Genomic DNA, 19,448 nt, shown 5'->3' with positions numbered 1-19,448 from the left:
AGATTTCCTTAGGCAGACGTGATAGCAACTAAACCATACCCAATCAGTACGGTGAAAATGATTGTTACCACCGTAAGTGCAAACTTAAGATCGCGTTCCATAAAAAACCTCATTAATTAACAACAAAACAACACCAGTAGAAAATATGCTCAGAATATATCTCTTTTCTGTACATAATTATGACGTTAACATCACAATTAATAGGTCTACTATTAAAGTTAGGAGATGCACTATGAAACATCCAACTAAATTCATCATCTTTCATATCTTAATGGGCTTGAGTTGGGCGGCAACCGCGCAGGTGTACGTAAGCCCATGGGTAGGCTTCACAGGTGGTGGTCGCGTTGAAAGCTTGGGAGGAGAACGTTTCAATTTAGATGCATCGTCCAATGTTGCTCTAAGCATCGAAACAACTTTTGATAAGGGCCGGATCGGTTTTTTCTATACCAGACAGTCTACAACCGTTGATGAGTTGGATGTAAACGCAGACTTGCAATACCTGCACTTCCAAAGCAGTATTTATTATCCTTTGAACAACAACATTTCGTCGTATATAGGCGCTGGTTTAGGTGCGTCTTATGTGGACGCTGACTGGGTTGAAAATGAAGTTGGTTTTTCAGCGTCGATAATGGGTGGGTTAGAGTTTAATATGACAGATTCGCTCGCGCTCAACACTCAGCTGCGATGGTTAGGTACGGTAGTAGACAATGACACATCTGGTGTGTGCAACCTTCCTACAACAGGTTCAGATTCATGCATCATCCGTTTTGATACCTCGTGGATGAACCAACTCTCCGCCAATGCAGGGGTAACTTTGCGTTTTTGAGCCAAAATAAATGAGGCAGCACTCGCTGCCTCATTGTGAAATTAAAAAGAGTAAGTTACACCTAATGCCGCACCAATTTGCAAATCAGGGCCTGAGTCTAGATCCAGCTCCGGATGTACTTGTCCGTACATGTTCCAGCCCGGACTGAACGCCCAGTCGACACCAAGTGGCACACGAGGTCCAAACTCGTCATCATCCCAGCTACCCCAGCCACCAACACCAACATACCAAGTCAACGGCGTGTTCGCGTTGAAGCTACCTTTCTTAAATAGGTAGTCAAACGCAGCACCATCGTTACCCACGGTAAAACGGTACTGATCTTCGATTTCCAACACCGCACTTAAACCTTGGTCCCAAGCCATACCAGCCGACAAACCTTGTGGCATAGTGCTTTCAGCAAAAGTAGGTAAAGAGTTTAGGGCAAAAAGCGAACACAATGCTGCCGGTACGATAATCTTTTTCATTTCAATCTCCTATGAAAGCGCAAATCCAATCACTAAAAATTATCAATGTTCACCATGAAAAGATGTCAGAACTAGGTCAGCGTTTAGACAGCGAAAATAGACTCTCACTCAGCAAGTGAGTCGCAACTCAATTAATTATAATACTCTTCTTTCTGATTGACTTTTTACTAGGCTTAAAATGCAAAAAAGGAGGCATAACGCCTCCTTTTCAATCAGATTGAGTGACCATTAACCTTGGTTACGAATCCACTCATCCATCTCAGTTTTAAGGTTATCAGACTTAGTACCAAAGATAGCTTGAACACCACCTGATACAACTACAACACCAGCGGCACCTAGTTGCTTCAACTTGTCTTGGTTTACAACTTCAGTATCTGCAACAGAGACACGTAGGCGTGTAATACAAGCATCTAGGTTAGTAATGTTTGCTTTGCCACCGAATGCTGCGACAAGCTCACCTGCTAGTTCAGAACCAGTTGCTACTGCTTCGTCTGCAGATTCGTCTTCACGACCTGGAGTCTTAAGGTCTAGAGCGCGGATAACGAAAGTAAATACAACGTAGTAAAGTACTGCGTAAGCGATGCCTAGGCCAACTAGAAGTAGCATGTTCTCTGCACGTGGCGATTGAACAACAAAGTCAATGAAACCGTTAGAGAATGTGTGGCCGTGTACAACACCTAGAGAGTTAGTTAGCACGTAAGCTAGACCAGCCATTACAGCGTGGATAGCGTAAAGCACAGGTGCAATGAATAGGAATGAGAATTCAATTGGCTCTGTGATACCAGTTAGGAATGAAGTCAGAGCCGCAGAAGCCATGATACCCATTACTTTCGCACGGTTTTCTGGCTTAGCACAGTGTGCAATTGCAAATGCTGCTGCTGGTAGACCAAACATCTTGAATAGGTAACCACCTGCTAGCTGACCGAAACCGTTACCTGCCGCACGAGATGCATCGTCCGCAGTTAGGAAACAAGTCATGATGCCGTTTACAGTCTCACCTGCACCGTTCACACAAGTACCTGCTTCGTAGAAGAATGGTACGTTCCAGATGTGGTGTAGGCCGAATGGGATCAGTGAACGTTCAACAATACCGTAGATACCGAATGCCGTTACTGGGTTTTGATGTGCAGCCCAATCAGAGAATGAAGCAATTGCCGCGCCGATCGGTGGCCAAATAAATGACAGAACCACACCTAGGGCAATAGAAAGGAAACCAGTAATGATTGGCACTGCGCGTTTACCAGCGAAGAAACCTAAGTATTCTGGTAGTTGAATTTTGAAGAAACGGTTGAATGACCAAGCAGCCACACCACCCGCTAGGATACCACCTAAAACACCAGTGTTGATGCTGTCAACACCCATTACAGATGCCATCACTTTTAGCGTAGCAACCATGATGCCGTAACCAACGATAGCAGAAAGACCTGATACACCATCGTTGTTTGTGAAGCCTAGAGCTACACCTACCGCAAATAGAAGTGCCATTTGGCCAAAGACTGAACCACCCGCTTGTTCCATTAGATTAGAAACAATTTCTGGCAGCCAGCTGAAATTAGCCGCACCCACACCAAGTAAAATACCTGCAACAGGAAGTACTGATACTGGCAGCATCAGAGCTTTACCTACTTTCTGCAGGTTAGCAAAAGCGTTCTTTAACATGTTTATGCTCCTGAAAAGTTTATAAGAATTATTGGGTTCTAACGGCACACCCCCGTAGCCTAAATGTTAGCACCCAGCAAAAATGTAACCACATATGTCATTATATTTTCCGGCTCTAAATATATATTGATGCTGAACAGGGTTACTAGCGACTTACGAAATTTAGTTTCAAACTAATAGGTGGATCACAGTTGAAATCGGGAGAAAAAGGGCATTGCAACTAGTTTAAGTTATTGTTTTTTAAAAATAAATAACTTAAACATATTAATTTCATTCAGTGAATAAAATAGAGCGCATTGTTATTTCACGTAACAAAATTACAATCTGGGTATTTTTTATCAATAAAGTTGATAATAGTGGTAAAAATAATAAAGTAATGGTTTACATAGTTCTTCAAGGAATAAAAAAAGGAGCTCTCGCTCCTTTTACATACATTTTATATTTCACGCTTCAAAAAAAGACTTTTGAAGTTTTTAGTGGTTTTTGTTCCTACTTCACTCAGCGAGACGCCTTTCAATTGCGCAATATACGCCGCGACCTCGACTACATAAGCTGGCTGGTTCTGTTTTCCACGATGAGGAACGGGCGCAAGGTATGGCGAATCCGTTTCAATCAGTAACCTTTCAAGCGGCAGCGCTTTCACCACTTCTTTTAATTCTGTCGCTTGCCTGAATGTGACGATCCCTGAAATAGAGATGTAAAAGCCAAGCTCCATCGCCGCTTGCGCAAAAGGCAAATCTTCTGTGAAGCAGTGGATCACCCCACCACACTTTTCCGCATGACCATTTTTAAGGATATCTAATGTGTCTTGCCTTGCATTGCGGGTATGGATAATAAGAGGCTTGTCTACATTAACCGCCAAATCGACTTGTTGCTCAAATCTCAGTTTTTGCAAGTCAGCAGTTTCAGGCTGATAGTGGTAATCAAGCCCTGTTTCACCGATAGCAACAACGCGTGGATGCGCTGCGTACTTATGCAGAGTATCTAATGAGAAGTCACTTTCCACATCTAATGGATGAACACCACAAGATGCATAGACATTCTCATAAGGTTTGATCATTTCAAGCATGTTAGGAAAAGAGTCCAGAGTAACGCCAACCGAAAGCAAATCCGTCACATTGGCAGCCTTAGCTTTCGCGATAACATCTTCGATTCCTGTGTGCAGTTCCTGATAATCTAATTTGTCTAGGTGACAATGAGAGTCTACAAACATGATTCCTCGTTGAATTTAAATAACCAGTCTAAAATTAGGAGCTCGCTATTGAGTCCAGGATGTTCTCTGAGTTGCTCAATCAAAGCGCTCAAAGTCAATGCCTGCTGGTACAGTACATCGTAGCTCAGACATTGCGCTAACGCTCCAGAACCCGGAGTAAAAAACGGCTCGTTTAACCCGAAATGCACCTTTTGCGCATCTGTCAGCAAATACCACATCCATGGTAAGTATTCGGTTGGATTTGCTGCCAGTTCTTTAGCGAGTTTAATCACATCCCCTTGCCCTTTGGCCAAAGCAATGAGCTGTTTTTCGAACTGTTGATAGTGCTCAACATTACCCTGATTAGCAAACTCGAGAGCTTTTAAAGGCGCGTTGTTATTGATGTGAGCAGCATAAGCGGGCACTTCTTTCGCTTGTTGCTTCGCTAACCAATTTGCTACCGACACCGAGTCTGGGTTGGTTATTGACCACTGCTGGCAACGACTCACAATCGTCGGCAATAGTGCGTTTGCCCGGTAGGTAACCAACAGGAAGAGACAATTACCTGACGGCTCTTCGAGCGTTTTGAGTAAAGCGTTGGCCGCAGACTCATTCATCGATTCCGCTGGTTCGATAATAAAAAGACGGATACCCGCAAGCTGGGAAGACTCTTGAGCTAACCGGTTACAATGACGAATTTGGTCAACGGTTATCGTCTTGCCTTCTTTCTCTGGCTTAATGACATGGTAGTCTGGGTGACTGCCTGAGCTCATAAGCTGGCAACTGTGACAAAAACCACAAGCTTCAGTGGCGTAGTTACTGCACATTACGCTACGAGCAAAGCGTTCCACGAGCTTCTCAGCGCCAAGACCATTGTCGACAGAGAGAATGGAAGCATTCGAGAATCTGTCGGCTTCTAAACTGGCTTGCCACTCTTGCCAAATGCTTTCTAACCAAGGGTAAAGCTGAGTCATAATTATGCTTCCAGCCAAGACTCTAATGCAGATTTAATATCAGCGGCAACGTGATCAATATCTTGCGCTGCATTAATGATGAGCACGCTATCATCCTGGTTAGCTAATTCCAGATAACGTTCGCGCGTGCGGTCAAAGAAGCTCATATCCATCTTCTCAATACGATCTAACTCACCACGACCGCGTGCACGCTCTAAACCAATCCTCGGGTCAATATCAAGGTATAGCGTCAAGTCCGGTTTAAAATCACCCAGTGTGGTCTGCTTGAGTGCTTGCATGGTTTCTTTAGCGATCTGACGCCCCCCACCCTGATAAGCCTGTGAAGACATGTCATGGCGATCACCAACAACCCACACGCCTTGCCTAAGAGCCGGTTTAATCACGTTTTCAACTAGCTGCACTCGTGCTGCATACATGAGAAGAAGTTCCGTCATATCTTGCAGCTCTTCCCCTTCATGCTCTTGCTTCACTAGGGTTCTAAGCTTTTCAGCTAAGGCCGTACCGCCAGGCTCACGTGTGTTTCGAATACTCTCGATGCCAGCTTGCTTTAGCGTTTCAAGTACTGCATTGATCGCGGTACTTTTCCCCGCGCCTTCTAGGCCTTCTATGACGATGAATTTAGCTTGTTTCATTTGTTACTTCTTAACTGTTTTAGGTAAGCACGTACCGCGCGATTGTGCTCGGCCAGTGACTTAGAGAATACGTGTCCGCCTTTACCGCTTGCGACAAAATACAGGTATTTACTGTGCTCTGGGTTTAATGCTGCAGCGATGGAAGCCTCACCAGGCATTGCGATTGGAGTCGGTGGCAAACCTGAGATCACATAGGTGTTATAAGGGGTAGGGGTTCGCAGATCTTTCTTACGAATATTACCATCGTATTTATCCCCCATTCCGTAAATAACGGTCGGATCGGTTTGTAACCGCATGCGTTTGTTAAGTCGATTGACAAAGACAGATGCAACGCGTTCACGTTCCTCTTCAACTGCTGTCTCTTTTTCAATAATGGAGGCGAGTATCAACGCTTCATATGGTGTTTTGATCGGAAGCTTCTCTTGTCTCTTCTCCCATTGTTGATCCAAGACTTGCTGAAGTTTATTGGATGCTCTTTGTAAGATATCAAGATCTGAAGTTCCGAACGTATAGTGATACGTCTCAGCTAGGAGTAAACCCTCTAGTTTTTCGTGTTTAAGACCTAGCTCTTTAGCAATCTCTACTTCGCTTAAACCTGAAATCACATGTTCCAGGTGGGAAGCTTCGATTAATGCTTCGCGCCATTCTTTAAAGGTGGAGCCTTCAACAAAAGTGATAGCGAACTGGTGCTCTTTGCCTGACTTAAACAACTTAAGCGCCTCAGTCAGGTTGAGTTCTGGTTCCAGTAAATAAGTACCCGCTTTCAACTGCGTTAGCTCAGGATAGAGTCGTCCAACTAACTTAGAGAATTTGCTTTCGTTAACAAACCCTTGCTCAGAAAGTTCAAACAGCACTCGATTAAAGCTTGTTCCTGGTTTTAGCGTAAAAATGCGCTCTTGCTCTAGTTGCATCGGCTGAGTGACGTATTGCTCAACCTGCTTAGTAACATACCCATAGCCTGCCGCCGCAATGACAGCGAGCAATAGTAAGAAAAGAGTGATCTTTTTAATCACAAGAGGGGGTCTCCTGAATTGTTTTAGTTATATGTCCAATAGCGTAGCGTTGCTCTGCAATCGCGGTAACTGGTGCGACGCCAAGTATCGAGTTGGTGATGAAAACTTCGTCCGCTGTCAGTAAATCACTGAGGGTATACTCCCCTTCGCAGACCAATAGCCCCTTTTTAGAGGCCTGTTCGAGTACAACGCGACGCATGACACCAGCGACTCCAGTTTTGGTCAAGGTTGGCGTATACAACTTACCATCGCGACACCAGAACACGTTCGCCATGGTTGTTTCCACAACGTGACCCTCGCAGTCTAGAGCGATGCCATCGCTGTACCCTTGTTGCTCGATATCCGCTTTCATTAATATCTGCTCAAGACGGTTATTGTGTTTATGGCCTGCCAGCATTGGATTTATACCTAGCCTTTTGTGGCATATGCCAAGGTTGACACCTTCACGGCACCATTTTTCATAATGAGCAGGAAAATGAAAGGCGCTAATAGTAACATTTGGTGAGGTCACTTGAGTAGGGCTATATCCCCTCCCTCCCTCACCTCGGCTGATGTGCAGCTTCAACCCTGCTTTCCCCTGTGAATAAGCGGCTTTCTCCAGCCACTTTTCAACCATATTCCAGTCCGGGAGAGAAATTTGAAGAGCATCAAGGCACGCTTCCATACGTTGGATATGCTTATCCCAATGACTGATCACACCATTAACAGTGAGCATGGTAGTAAAACACCCGTCACCGTATTGAAACGAACGATCGCTTAGCGAGATTGAATCGGTTAATTGTCCATTTACCCAATACACTTTTACTTCCACCTAAATAACAAAACGGCCTAATACCGAAGTACTAAGCCGTTTTAACATATTTTGCTAAGATGCTCGTTAGATCTTTTTGAAGACTAGCGAACCGTTTGTACCACCAAAACCGAAAGAGTTACAAACTGCGTATTCCATATCTACTTTCTTAGCAGTATGTGGAACAAGGTCGATATCATCCAGACCTTCATCGCGGTTATCTAGGTTAATCGTTGGTGGAACAATTTGATCAACAAGAGACATAACAGTGATGATTGCTTCAACAGACCCGGCTGCACCCAGTAGGTGACCAGTCATAGATTTGGTTGAAGAAACTTTCACTTGTTTCGCACCTTCTTCACCTAGAGCTCGGCGAACACCTTTGATTTCGGCAACATCACCAGCAGGTGTTGAAGTACCGTGAGCATTCACGTAACCCACTTGAGTACCAGTGATACCTGCGTCACGCATTGCTGCTTCCATCGCTAGCGCGCCACCTGAACCATCTTCACTTGGTGAAGTCATGTGGTAAGCGTCACCAGACATACCGAAGCCAACAACTTCTGCGTAAATCTTAGCGCCACGAGCTTTTGCCTGCTCATATTCTTCTAGCACCATGATACCGGCACCATCGCCTAGGACGAAACCATCACGGTCTTTATCCCAAGGGCGAGAAGCTTTCTGCGGCTCATCGTTACGAGTAGACAGTGCTTTCGCTGCACCAAAACCAGCCATACCTAGAGGTGTTGATGCTTTTTCAGCACCACCTGCTACCATTGCTTCTGCATCGCCGTATGCAATCATACGAGCTGCATGGCCAATGTTATGAAGACCAGTTGTACACGCCGTCGAGATCGCGATATTTGGACCGCGAAGACCGCGCATGATAGATAAGTTACCTGCAACCATATTTACGATGGTTGACGGTACGAAGAATGGGCTTACTTTACGGGGACCTTTTTCTACAAGAGCTGCATGACCTTTTTCAATTAGGTCTAGACCGCCGATGCCTGAGCCAATCGCTACGCCAACACGAGCTGCGTTTTCTTCAGTAATTTGTAAGCCAGAGTCATCTAGAGCTTGGATGCCCGCTGCAATGCCGTATTGAATGAATAAATCCATTTTACGAGCATCTTTCTTAGACATGTACTCTGTGCAGTCAAAATCTTTTACAAGGCCTGCAAAGCGAGTTGAAAAGTTCTCAGTATCGAAATGATCGATATCAACGATACCGCTTTGACCGTCTAGCAGGGCTTTCCAAGATGATTCTACAGTGTTGCCTACCGGTGACAACATACCCATGCCAGTGACAACAACACGACGCTTGGACACGATTTTATTCTCCGGGATTGAAATGATTCTATGAGAGGATAGAAGAGTTAAGAAAAACACAGGCGGCCAGAAGGCCGCCTGGGAGAGATATTACTGAGCGCTGTTCACGTAGTCGATTGCAGCTTGAACAGTAGTGATCTTCTCAGCTTCTTCGTCTGGAATCTCAGTGTCGAATTCTTCTTCTAGAGCCATTACTAGTTCAACAGTGTCTAGAGAATCAGCACCTAGATCGTCAACGAATGAAGCTTCGTTTTTAACTTCAGCTTCGTCTACACCTAGCTGTTCAACAATGATTTTCTTTACGCGTTCTTCGATGTTGCTCATTTTTCTTTTCCTTTACAGATTTCGCTCAATGCGATGATTCCGTAGTTTATTCGAACTATTGAAAGTTGCAAGGGGGTCCTTGCTGGTCAAACCACAATTTTAGCGAATTTAACCGAAATTCAATACATTTTTGACTTATATCATGCACAAATGTTGCGCAAGTTAATGCCATTTATCACCAAATATAGGCTATTTTGATGACAATCCCTAACAGGATGAGTGACATTATAAGTTAATTGACCAATTATGCAGTGATTTGGGTGCATGTTCACGAAAAAGTGCACCTTTTCTGCTTATTCAGCCAATTAAACCATGTACATACCGCCATTTACATGCAAAGTTTCACCTGTAATGTACGCAGCTTCTGGAGAAGCTAGGAATACAACAGCTGACGCAATTTCACGTGGGTCGCCAAGACGACCAGCAGGAACATTTGATAATGTTGCCGCACGTTGGTCTTCGTTAAGCGCTTTAGTCATATCGGTTTCGATAAAACCTGGTGCCACGGTGTTTACGGTTACGCCACGAGACGCTACTTCACGCGCCATCGATTTAGTAAAGCCAATTACACCCGCTTTAGCTGCGGCGTAGTTTGCCTGACCAGCGTTACCCATAGTACCCACAACAGAACCAACGTTAATAATGCGGCCTGCACGCTTTTTCATCATGCCGCGTAGAACTGCCTTCGACATGCGGTAGATTGGCGTCAGGTTTGTATCGATGATGTCATTCCACTCATCGTCTTTCATACGCATAAGTAGGTTGTCACGCGTGATACCTGCGTTGTTCACCAAGATATCAATCGCACCAAACTCATCATTAATTGTCTTTAGAGTCGCAGCAATAGAGTCAACATCTGTTACGTTCAGTGCCAGACCTTTACCATTCTCGCCTAGGTATTCACTGATCGCTGCAGCACCACCTTCAGAGGTTGCTGTACCGATAACCGTTGCACCACGCTCAACAAGCAGTTCAGCGATAGCACGACCGATACCACGGCTTGCGCCAGTCACTAGGGCAATTTTGCCTTCTAGGTTCATCATGATTATTGTTCCTTCGAGTTTACTTAGCAGCGTCTAGTGATGCAGTGTCATTCACTGCTGCGCCACTCAGTGTCTTCACAATACGTTTTGTTAGGCCAGTAAGAACTTTACCGGGACCAAGCTCTAGTAGTTTCTCTACGCCCTGCTCGCTCATCAGTTGAACAGTCTCGGTCCAACGCACTGGGCTGTATAGTTGACGTACTAACGCTTCTTTAATTTTTGCAGGATCTGTTTCAGCAGCAACGTCTACGTTGTTGATAACAGGAAGCTGAGGTGCATTGAATTGAATTTCTTCTAAAGCAACTGCTAGCTTGTCTGCTGCTGGTTTCATCAACGCACAGTGAGACGGTACCGAAACAGGAAGTGGAAGAGCACGTTTTGCGCCGGCTTCTTTACACAGTGCACCTGCGCGCTCTACCGCATCTTTGCTACCTGCGATAACGACTTGGCCTGGTGAGTTGAAGTTTACTGGTGAAACAACATCACCCTGCGCTGCTTCTTCACATGCTTTCGCGATAGCATCATCGCCAAGACCGATGATTGCGTACATCGCACCTGTACCTGCTGGTACGGCTTCTTGCATTAGTTGACCACGTAGTTCAACCAGTTTGATCGCTTCCTTGAAATCAATAACACCTGCACATACAAGTGCTGAGTACTCACCAAGGCTGTGACCAGCTAAGTTTGCTGGTTGCTCTAGACCGAGTTCTTGCCATACACGCCAAATAGCAACAGAAGAAGCAAGAAGAGCTGGCTGAGTACGGAATGTTTGGTTTAAGTCTTCCGCTGGACCATTCTGAACAAGCGCCCATAGGTCATAACCTAGTGCTTCAGATGCTTCTGCGAAAGTTTGTTTAACTACTTCATACTGTTCGCCAAGGTCAGCAAGCATACCAACAGCTTGAGAGCCCTGACCTGGAAATACGATAGCAAAGTTGCTCATATATTTTTCCTTAAAACAAAGTAAGAAAGAAAAGATGCCATATAGGCATCTTAAATTTAAATTCGGTTGGTTTTAGAACTTAACCAGAGCTGAACCCCAGGTAAAGCCACCACCAAATGCCTCAAGAAGAAGCGTTTGACCACGCTTAATTCGGCCATCGCGCACCGCTTCATCGAGAGCAGACGGAACGGTCGCCGCAGACGTGTTACCGTGTTTATCCAAAGTAATAACAACCTGATCTAGCGACATAGACAGCTTTTTCGCTGTCGCAGAAATGATGCGGTAATTCGCTTGGTGCGGCACTAACCAATCCAGTTCAGACTTGTGCATATCATTCGCAGCCAGTGTATCTTTTACCAGCTTCGACAACTGAGTCACTGCTACTTTGAACACTTCATTACCGGCCATGTGCAGCCATTTATCTGCATCTTTGCCACGCTCTGGCACTTCAAGGCTCAGTAATTCACCAAATCGACCATCTGAGTAGATGTGAGTCGATAAGATACCTGGCTCTTCGCTTGCGCCTACCACAACGGCACCTGCACCATCACCAAATAGAATGATAGTTGAACGATCCGTTGGGTCACATGTTTTTGACAATGCATCTGCGCCAATCACAAGCACGTTTTTACACATGCCTGATTTAACGTGCTGATCTGCAACTGAAAGAGCATATACAAAGCCTGAACAAGCCGCAGCTAAGTCAAATGCGGGGCAACCTTTGATATCAAGCTTAGCTTGTACCTGACATGCCGATGAAGGGAAAGTGTGACTACCGCTGGTGGTTGCTAGAATAATAAGATCGATATCGTTTTTATCAATACCCGCCATCTCGATGGCGTTTTTAGCCGCGATATAGCCCATATCCGCAACGGTTTCGTTTTCAGCAGCGATGCGACGCTCTTTAATACCAGTGCGAGCGACAATCCACTCATCACTTGTATCTACCATTTTCTCTAGATCTGCGTTAGTTCGCACCTGAGATGGCAGGTAGCTGCCAGTACCTAAAATTTTGCTATACATGAAGACTAATAGTGCCTCTCGAGTAAAACCGCTTCCAAACGATCGCTAATACGGCTTGGTACTTGTCGTTTGACCTCGTGCAGAGCTTCACCAATCGCGTTGGTAACCGCTTCTACATCAGCGCTTCCGTGGCTTTTTATGACAATGCCGCGCAATCCTAGCAAACTTGCGCCGTTATACTGGTCGGGGTTCAATGTTTTTAGCTCATTAAATAGGCCAGAAAATAATTTTCTTGCAATCCAACCCTTTATAGATGAGGAGATCATACTCGATTTCAACTTATCTATAAAAAGCTGGGCAGTACCTTCACAAGCTTTTAAACAAACATTGCCAACAAACCCATCACAGACAACAACGTCTGCAGCATCGTGTAATAATTGATTACCCTCTATGTAGCCTACAAAATTAACCGATTGAGTATTCGACAGCATTTCTGCACAGCGCTTAACAAGGTCATTGCCTTTTATTTCTTCTGCGCCAATGTTGAGAATAGCGACTCGTGGTGGTCTTTGTAAATTCTGCTCGGCTAAAGCACTACCCATCACAGCAAACTGAAACAAAGAGTCCGCGTCACTAGAAACATTGGCACCAAGATCAAGCATCCAGGTTTTATTGCCCGTGGCCGTCGGTAAGGCAGAAATCAAGGCTGGCCTTTCAATACCCGGTAATAATTTAAGACGAAAACGAGACAACGCCATAAGTGCACCGGTATTACCACCACTGACACACGCATCGGCTTTACTTTGGGCGACAGCGTCAATAGCAGCGGCCATAGAGGTACCATGGCTATTTCTAAGTGCGAGAGAGGGTTTTTCTGAGTTGGAGATCACCCGGTCACAATGCTGGATACGCAAACGAGTATCTGGCTTACAACCAAGGGATGATAATTGAGATGTGATCGCAGTTTGATCACCTAATAGGACCACTTTTAGCTCTGGGAAATGCGACAGTGCCTGCACGGCGGCAGGCACTGTAACGCGAGGACCGAAATCCCCGCCCATTGCATCAAGTGCAACGGTTATATATTGCAAAGGTCAACCTTACTTGTTGATAACCTTCTTGCCGCGGTAGTAACCTTCAGCAGTCACGTTGTGACGTAGGTGAGTTTCACCTGAAGTTGCGTCAACAGAAAGTGCAGCTGTAGTTAGGGCATCGTGTGAACGACGCATACCACGCTTAGAACGTGTTTTACGGTTTTTCTGTACGGCCATGGACCCTACTCCTGTGTTAATCCTTAAAGAATTACTTCTTTAAGCTTTTTAAAACGTCAAATGGATTCGGCTTTTCTTCCACAATTTCTTCTGGAATCTCACCAAACACCATGTTATCTGAATTAACGCTACAGTCCGCTTCGTCATGCATCGCAATTTGAGGCAAGTTTAGAATGAACTCGTCTTCAACCAACTGTATCAGGTCAATTTCACCGTACTCGTTCAGATCTACCAAATCGTACTCTTCCGGTGCGTCTTCTTCACTTTTTTCGCTATAATACGGCGTATAAGTGAATTCGACTTCACACAAGTGTGTGAAAACCTCGTTACAGCGTTGACACTCTAAATCAACTTCGATGTTAGCTTTACCAGAGATAACAACAAGTCGCTGTTCATCTAACCCAAATGACAATGACACTTGAGCGTCGCGTTTAACGCCTTCGACCGATTCCTCTAAGCGCTTAAAGAGACTCATTTGAATGATACCTTCAAAATCAAGTCGCTTTTGAGCAGTTCTTGCCGGATCAACCGTTCGCGGTATTTTTACCTTTTGCATAGGGCGCGAATTCTATCTTCCAATTCGTTTATAGTCAAAGAAAAAGGGCAAAAAGTTGTACTTTTTTTCCTTATCACTGAGATAGCTAGGATCTCGACCATTAGATCGATTAAGCTACTTATAAGTCGTCTGTTGATTGTAAATAAAAATGCCAAATTACCAACTAGTTTTAGCCTCTACTTCGCCTTATCGCCAACAGTTGCTCAACAAGCTCTCACTTTCTTTCGAAACAATGTCACCAGATTTCGATGAAACGCCTATAGATAACGAGACTCCTTTCACTCTCGTCGAGCGTTTAGCGAAGGGAAAAGCTGAATCTTGCCATACCGACAAACCTAGCCTCGTGATTGGTAGCGACCAAGTTTGTGTTATCAACGGCGAAATCATCGGTAAGCCACTCACCCCCAAAAACGCGATCAAGCAACTGACAGAGCAAAGCGGTAAGACCATTCAGTTTTTCACCGGGCTTGCACTGCACAACACCGAGACTGGCAATACTGATGTTAGAGTCGATACATTTTCAGTTCATTTTCGCTCATTAAGCCAACAACAGATCGAAAACTATGTTGAGAAGGAAAAACCCTACTACTGTGCTGGTAGTTTCAAGAGTGAAGGCTTAGGGATTGCGTTGTTTGAAAAGTTGGAAGGCAAAGACCCGAATACGCTTGTTGGACTGCCGTTAATAGACTTAGTTGACATGCTTGAGACTCAAGGAGTCAGTGTACTATAAGTCAAACTGGTTAATTCAGCCTATTAAACAGAGGGAGCGACAAGGCTCCCTTTCTATTAGCAGCTACCTTAGCTAGTAGCAGCTACCTTAGCTAGTAGCAGCTACCTTAGCTAGCAGCTACCTTAGCTTTCGGAGCCCTTCTAATACTTTTTCAAGTTTAGGCTCCATTGGTGCATTAATTTCCATCCATTCATTGTTTGACGGATGTTGAAACTTAATGTTAGCAGCATGAAGAAATAATCGATCCAATCCTACTTTACCTGTATACGCATCAAAACGTCGGTCACCGTAACGGTCATCCCAAGCTATTGGGTGCCCTGTATATTGGGTATGTACACGAATCTGATGGGTTCGACCTGTAATAGGACTCGCTTGAATAAGCGTTGCATCTGGAAATTTCTCAATGACTCTAAAGCGCGTTTCAGACGGCTTACCATTTGGGTTAACGCGCACGATACTATTCACTTCATTTTTAAGCAGTGGTGCATTTACAACCTTGCACTTGTTCTTCCACTCTCCCATAACCAAAGCAAAGTAGAATTTCTTGACTGTTTTTTCGCGGAACTGTGCTTGCAAATGACGCAATGCCGAACGCTTTTTCGCCACAAGAAGAATACCCGATGTATCACGGTCTATACGATGCACTAGCTCTAAGAAACGTGCTTGAGGTCGGAGTGCGCGCAGCGCTTCAATTGCGCCAAATTTTAAACCGCTTCCACCATGCACCGCTGTTCCTGAAGGTTTATTGAGAATCAGCATATGATCGTCTTCGTAGATGATCATATGCTCCAGCTCCGCTACCTTGTTGAGCTTGGTGCTTGGTGCCACTTCTTCTGCTTTTTCTGCTATGGTCACAGGCGGGATACGAACTAAATCGCCTGCCTGAAGTTTATATTCAGCTTTAATACGCTTTTTATTTACACGTACCTCACCCTTACGCAAGATCCTGTAAACCATGCTTTTTGGGATGCTTTTCAATTGGTTACGCAGAAAGTTATCAATCCGCTGGCCAGCCATATCATCATCGATGTCAACAAACTGGACTTTTGTTCTAATTTCGCTCATTCCGTCATTCTAACACTCAACCCTGCGTAGATTCACATTTTATACGCAACAGACGGGTTATTTTATCTTTAAGAGTGAATTTCCATCCAGATAAGGATAAAAAATCACCAACTCAATAGCTTATATCAAAAAAGATTTCGTAAATGCTTTAAATACAGTCACTTATTAAAAATAAAACTAGGTTTTTTAGTGATTTATAATAAAGCAGATTGCTGAGTTTATTGGGTACTGCTATAGTTCACACCTGCAATAATTGATTAGGTTGCCTTTTAAACAAACCCAATCATTTTAGAGCGAACAAATGAGTAGCCCGCTAATTTAGCAAAATGCAGCACACGGCGTAAGACATTTTCGACATTAGCAATCTTGTAGCCCTACTCAGTATGCCAATGCCATTGACTAGATAGTGAGTACATTGCACAGGGAACATCTTAATAGATAGGCATGAATTGCAACCAACGAGTTATTCTAATTGCAAAACTCATCATGCCTTTACAAAGATTTCCCCGCAAATAAACGCCGCTGGCTAATGGTATAGCATTCACTTTCATGTTGAGTATTTCCGCCAACATTGCGGCTTACATGCGTTACTAGCTTGTGAGACTGACGTGCCCTAGAGCATCCCTCCAGCCGGGAGGCTGCACAAATTAAGCCATGGGATCTGGCACCGTGAAAGACACAAAGGCAACAAGAGCAGACATAGAATGACAACGAGATTTATCAATGAAAAGAATGTTAATCAACGCAACTCAAAAAGAAGAGTTGCGTGTTGCTTTAGTTGATGGGCAGCGCTTATACGATTTGGATATCGAAAGCCCTGGTCATGAATCTAAAAAAGCAAATATCTACAAAGGACGTATCACTCGCATCGAACCAAGTCTGGAAGCAGCTTTCGTAGACTATGGTGCAGAAAGACACGGTTTCCTCCCTCTCAAAGAAATTGCCCGCGAATACTTCCCTGAAGGTTATACCTATCAAGGCCGTCCAAGCATTAAAGAAGTGCTAACGGAAGGCCAAGAAGTCATCGTACAAGTTGAAAAAGAAGAGCGTGGTAGCAAAGGGGCTGCATTAACAACCTTCATTTCTCTTGCTGGTAGTTACTTGGTTCTTATGCCAAATAACCCTCGTGCTGGTGGTATCTCTCGCCGTATCGAAGGTGATGAGCGTACTCAACTAAAAGCGGCTCTGAGCACTCTAGAACTGCCACAAGGTATGGGCTTGATCGTCCGCACTGCTGGTGTCGGTAAAAGTGCAGAAGAGTTGGAGTGGGATTTAAACGTTCTTCTAAACCATTGGGGTGCGATAAAACAAGCCTCTGATGAGAACCCAGCGCCTTTCCTGATCCACCAAGAAAGTAACGTTATTGTTCGCGCTATACGCGATTACTTGCGCCGTGATATCGGTGAAATTCTAATCGATAGCAACACCATTTATGAACGTGCTCTACAGCACATTCGCCTAGTACGCCCAGACTTCGTTAATCGAGTGAAGAAGTACGACGGTGAAGTGCCGCTGTTTAGCCACTACCAAATAGAAAGCCAAATCGAGTCAGCCTTCCAGCGTGAAGTGCGTTTGCCATCTGGTGGTTCAATCGTCATTGACCCAACAGAAGCTCTGACATCTATCGATATCAACTCGGCCCGTGCAACAAAGGGCGGTGATATTGAAGAAACCGCGCTAAACACTAACTTAGAAGCTGCTGATGAGATCGCGCGTCAGCTTCGCCTACGTGATTTAGGTGGCTTGGTCGTGATCGACTTCATCGATATGACACCAGTTCGTCACCAACGTGAAGTAGAAAACCGCCTGCGTGATGCAGTGCGCATGGACCGTGCTCGCGTACAGATTGGCCGCATCTCTCGCTTTGGCTTACTAGAAATGTCGCGTCAACGCCTTAGCCCTTCTCTTGCAGAAGCAAGCCACCACATTTGTCCTCGCTGTACGGGTACTGGTGTCGTGCGTGATAATGAATCTTTAGCGCTTTCTGTACTTCGTTTGATCGAAGAAGAAGCACTAAAAGACAATACAGCACAAGTGCTGGCCGTGGTACCGGTGCCAATCGCTTCATACCTGCTTAACGAAAAACGCCGTTCGGTTAATCATATTGAACGCAACCAAGAAGTTAAGATTACGGTTGTCCCTAATTCAGAGATGGAAACACCTCACTTTGACGTCATTCGTGTACGTGAAGGTGAAGAGTTCGACCTACTGTCTTACTTACTTCCTAAGAAATTGGAAGCAATGAAAGAAGCGGAAGGCCGTGAGGTTCCAGAGACTGAAGCTAAACCGAAGAAGATTGAAGAGCCTGCGCTGAAAGGCTTTGCAGCTCCTGCTCAGTCTGCTCCAACGCCGCAGCCAAAAGCTAAAGCCGTCGAGAAGAAAGTTGAAGTTACGGAAGCAAAACCTGGCCTTGTTAGCCGCCTGTTCAAAGCTCTAGGTAACTTCCTATTCGGCTCTGGTTCAAGCTCTGACACTGAAGAAAAAGTGGAAGAGAAGCAAGAGAAACCAGAGAAGAAAGAAGGCCAGCGTAACAACCGTAATCGTCGTAACCGCAACGATCAACGTCGCCGTAACACTCGTGATAACCGCAACGAAAACCGTGAAGATAAGCGAGAAGATAAACGCGATAACAGACGCAAGCCTAAACCACAGCGCGACGAAACTGCAGTAGAAAGTAAACCTGCTAACGAGCGTAAGCAACCGAACCGTAAGCCTAAGCAAGAACGTCGTAACAAACGTGACGATGTGAAAGCAAGCAAGGTTGAGGAAGAAGGTCTAAAACTAGCAGCTGAGGCCCAACAGTCTGATAAGCCAGCTCGCAGCGAAGAAAAAACTGCGAAGGTTAAAGAACGTCGCCAACGTCGCAAGTTGACTAAACAAGTTCGTATTAAAGATCAGCAAGTACAACCTCAGGCACAAGAAGTAGCGAAAGAAGCAAAAGCTGAAGCCGTTACAGAATCTGTAGAGCAAAATACAGAAGCGCCAGCTCAAGAAGCAGAGCAGACGAAACAACGCCGTAATCGCCGTTCGCCTCGTCACCTACGTGCAAGTGGTCAACGTCGTCGTCGTGGTCGCGATCGTCGCCCTAACCCATTCCGCCTACGCAAAGGTGGTGTAGCATCACCTGAAATGGCAATGGGTAAAGTAATGCCGAGCTATGGTTTAACTAAACCTGCTGCTAAGCCTCAACCGAAGGCAGACAAAGCGGCTCAAGCAGAAACCGTGGACACTAAGGTATCTCTAGGTGGTTTTGCCTGCCCAGAGATGGCAATGGGTAAAGTGATCGTTCGTCATGAACAACCTGAAACAGAAGCGCAAACAGTAAAAGCTGCTGAAGAAGTGGTTCAACCGATTGTTGAAACACCGGTAGAAGTAGCAAAAACTGTTGAAACAGCGGCTACTGAGCCAGTAGAGCAAGTTCAAGTAGAACAACCAACACCTGTTGAAGAAAAAGCACCTACAATGCCTGCTCCTTCATTTAAAGGTCATGCTTCTGCCTCTATGGCGAAAGCACCTGGCTCAACAGAAATGAAAGAGATCACGGTAGTAGCAGCCCCATTACGTGAAAACCGTTACCAAGGCAAAGGTGCGGGTAGCCAGGTTGCAAAAACCCAGGCGAGCGCGGCAATGACCAAGCCTCAAGGTTTCTAACCTAGGCCTTAGCAATTAAG

General features: G+C 45.0%; 20 protein-coding genes. 3 read left to right on the top strand and 17 right to left on the bottom strand.

Translation table 11 applies throughout. The annotated features are described in order from the left end of the window. Nucleotides 1-8 precede the first annotated feature (8 nt). Nucleotides 9-101, bottom strand: a complete 93-nt coding sequence (cydH, locus tag VNE01S_RS19250) for a cytochrome bd-I oxidase subunit CydH (protein WP_156309858.1) — start codon at nt 99-101, stop codon at nt 9-11. A gap of 131 nt (nt 102-232) precedes the next feature. Between cydH and VNE01S_RS00870 the strand changes: the two genes are divergently transcribed. Continuing rightward, nucleotides 233-826, top strand: coding sequence for an outer membrane protein (locus tag VNE01S_RS00870; RefSeq protein WP_053395733.1), 594 nt, complete (start codon nt 233-235; stop codon nt 824-826). Nucleotides 827-867: 41 nt separating this feature from the next. On the opposite strand, the gene VNE01S_RS00865 is transcribed toward VNE01S_RS00870, so the two are convergent. From VNE01S_RS00865 to yceD, 15 genes are all read right to left on the bottom strand, one after another. Then, nucleotides 868-1,290: a hypothetical protein gene (locus VNE01S_RS00865; RefSeq protein WP_053395734.1), complete on the bottom strand. Its 423-nt coding sequence runs from the start codon at nt 1,288-1,290 to the stop codon at nt 868-870. A 228-nt stretch (nt 1,291-1,518) separates the two neighbouring features. After that, nucleotides 1,519-2,949 (bottom strand): PTS glucose transporter subunit IIBC, encoded by a 1,431-nt coding sequence (gene ptsG, locus VNE01S_RS00860; RefSeq protein WP_053395735.1) that lies wholly within the window; start codon nt 2,947-2,949, stop codon nt 1,519-1,521. A gap of 436 nt (nt 2,950-3,385) precedes the next feature. Beyond that, nucleotides 3,386-4,162 (bottom strand): TatD family hydrolase, encoded by a 777-nt coding sequence (locus VNE01S_RS00855; protein ID WP_053395736.1) that lies wholly within the window; start codon nt 4,160-4,162, stop codon nt 3,386-3,388. Then, nucleotides 4,153-5,115, bottom strand: coding sequence for a DNA polymerase III subunit delta' (locus tag VNE01S_RS00850; RefSeq protein WP_053395737.1), 963 nt, complete (start codon nt 5,113-5,115; stop codon nt 4,153-4,155). Before VNE01S_RS00850 ends, VNE01S_RS00855 begins: the two co-directional genes overlap by 10 nt. Before the next feature lie 2 nt (nt 5,116-5,117). Next, nucleotides 5,118-5,747 (bottom strand): dTMP kinase, encoded by a 630-nt coding sequence (tmk, locus tag VNE01S_RS00845; protein WP_053395738.1) that lies wholly within the window; start codon nt 5,745-5,747, stop codon nt 5,118-5,120. Beyond that, nucleotides 5,744-6,760: an endolytic transglycosylase MltG gene (gene mltG / locus VNE01S_RS00840; RefSeq protein ID WP_053395739.1), complete on the bottom strand. Its 1,017-nt coding sequence runs from the start codon at nt 6,758-6,760 to the stop codon at nt 5,744-5,746. Before mltG ends, tmk begins: the two co-directional genes overlap by 4 nt. Then, the gene (gene pabC, locus VNE01S_RS00835; RefSeq protein WP_053395740.1) at nt 6,753-7,559 is read right to left on the bottom strand and encodes an aminodeoxychorismate lyase; all 807 of its coding nucleotides are present in this window, start codon (nt 7,557-7,559) and stop codon (nt 6,753-6,755) included. Before pabC ends, mltG begins: the two co-directional genes overlap by 8 nt. Nucleotides 7,560-7,637: 78 nt before the next feature. Then, on the bottom strand, nt 7,638-8,882 hold the full coding sequence (gene fabF, locus VNE01S_RS00830) for a beta-ketoacyl-ACP synthase II (RefSeq protein ID WP_053395741.1): 1,245 nt from the start codon (nt 8,880-8,882) through the stop codon (nt 7,638-7,640). A gap of 90 nt (nt 8,883-8,972) precedes the next feature. Further along, nucleotides 8,973-9,206, bottom strand: coding sequence for an acyl carrier protein (gene acpP / locus VNE01S_RS00825; RefSeq protein ID WP_004406112.1), 234 nt, complete (start codon nt 9,204-9,206; stop codon nt 8,973-8,975). Nucleotides 9,207-9,511: 305 nt separating this feature from the next. Further along, nucleotides 9,512-10,246 carry a 3-oxoacyl-ACP reductase FabG gene (fabG, locus tag VNE01S_RS00820; RefSeq protein ID WP_053395800.1) on the bottom strand — a complete coding sequence of 245 codons (735 nt, stop codon included), beginning with the start codon at nt 10,244-10,246 and terminating at the stop codon, nt 9,512-9,514. Between the two features lie 22 nt (nt 10,247-10,268). Then, nucleotides 10,269-11,192: an ACP S-malonyltransferase gene (fabD, locus tag VNE01S_RS00815; RefSeq protein WP_053395742.1), complete on the bottom strand. Its 924-nt coding sequence runs from the start codon at nt 11,190-11,192 to the stop codon at nt 10,269-10,271. Between the two features lie 72 nt (nt 11,193-11,264). Next, entirely contained in the window at nt 11,265-12,215 is a 951-nt protein-coding gene (locus VNE01S_RS00810; protein WP_053395743.1) for a beta-ketoacyl-ACP synthase III, read from the bottom strand. 5 nt (nt 12,216-12,220) lie between these two features. Continuing rightward, the gene (gene plsX, locus VNE01S_RS00805) at nt 12,221-13,246 is read right to left on the bottom strand and encodes a phosphate acyltransferase PlsX (RefSeq protein WP_053395744.1); all 1,026 of its coding nucleotides are present in this window, start codon (nt 13,244-13,246) and stop codon (nt 12,221-12,223) included. Nucleotides 13,247-13,255: 9 nt separating this feature from the next. Next, complete coding sequence (rpmF, locus tag VNE01S_RS00800) at nt 13,256-13,426, bottom strand: 50S ribosomal protein L32 (RefSeq protein ID WP_014232495.1); 171 nt, start codon at nt 13,424-13,426, stop codon at nt 13,256-13,258. A 31-nt stretch (nt 13,427-13,457) separates the two neighbouring features. Beyond that, the gene (gene yceD, locus VNE01S_RS00795) at nt 13,458-13,982 is read right to left on the bottom strand and encodes a 23S rRNA accumulation protein YceD (protein WP_053395745.1); all 525 of its coding nucleotides are present in this window, start codon (nt 13,980-13,982) and stop codon (nt 13,458-13,460) included. A gap of 148 nt (nt 13,983-14,130) precedes the next feature. Here yceD and VNE01S_RS00790 point away from each other — a divergent pair, with 148 nt between their 5' ends. Next, nucleotides 14,131-14,712, top strand: coding sequence for a Maf family protein (locus VNE01S_RS00790; RefSeq protein ID WP_053395746.1), 582 nt, complete (start codon nt 14,131-14,133; stop codon nt 14,710-14,712). A 117-nt stretch (nt 14,713-14,829) separates the two neighbouring features. Here VNE01S_RS00790 and rluC read toward each other — a convergent pair whose 3' ends face one another. Then, nucleotides 14,830-15,777: a 23S rRNA pseudouridine(955/2504/2580) synthase RluC gene (gene rluC / locus VNE01S_RS00785; protein ID WP_053395747.1), complete on the bottom strand. Its 948-nt coding sequence runs from the start codon at nt 15,775-15,777 to the stop codon at nt 14,830-14,832. 723 nt (nt 15,778-16,500) lie between these two features. Here rluC and rne point away from each other — a divergent pair. Beyond that, nucleotides 16,501-19,428 carry a ribonuclease E gene (rne, locus tag VNE01S_RS00780; RefSeq protein WP_053395748.1) on the top strand — a complete coding sequence of 976 codons (2,928 nt, stop codon included), beginning with the start codon at nt 16,501-16,503 and terminating at the stop codon, nt 19,426-19,428. Nucleotides 19,429-19,448: the final 20 nt, after the last annotated feature.

The sequence above is a fragment of the Vibrio nereis NBRC 15637 genome (assembly GCF_001591105.1).
Lineage (GTDB): Bacteria > Pseudomonadota > Gammaproteobacteria > Enterobacterales > Vibrionaceae > Vibrio > Vibrio nereis.
The sequence above is the reverse complement of the archived record's forward strand: the minus strand, read 5'-3'. Positions and strand labels throughout refer to the sequence as shown.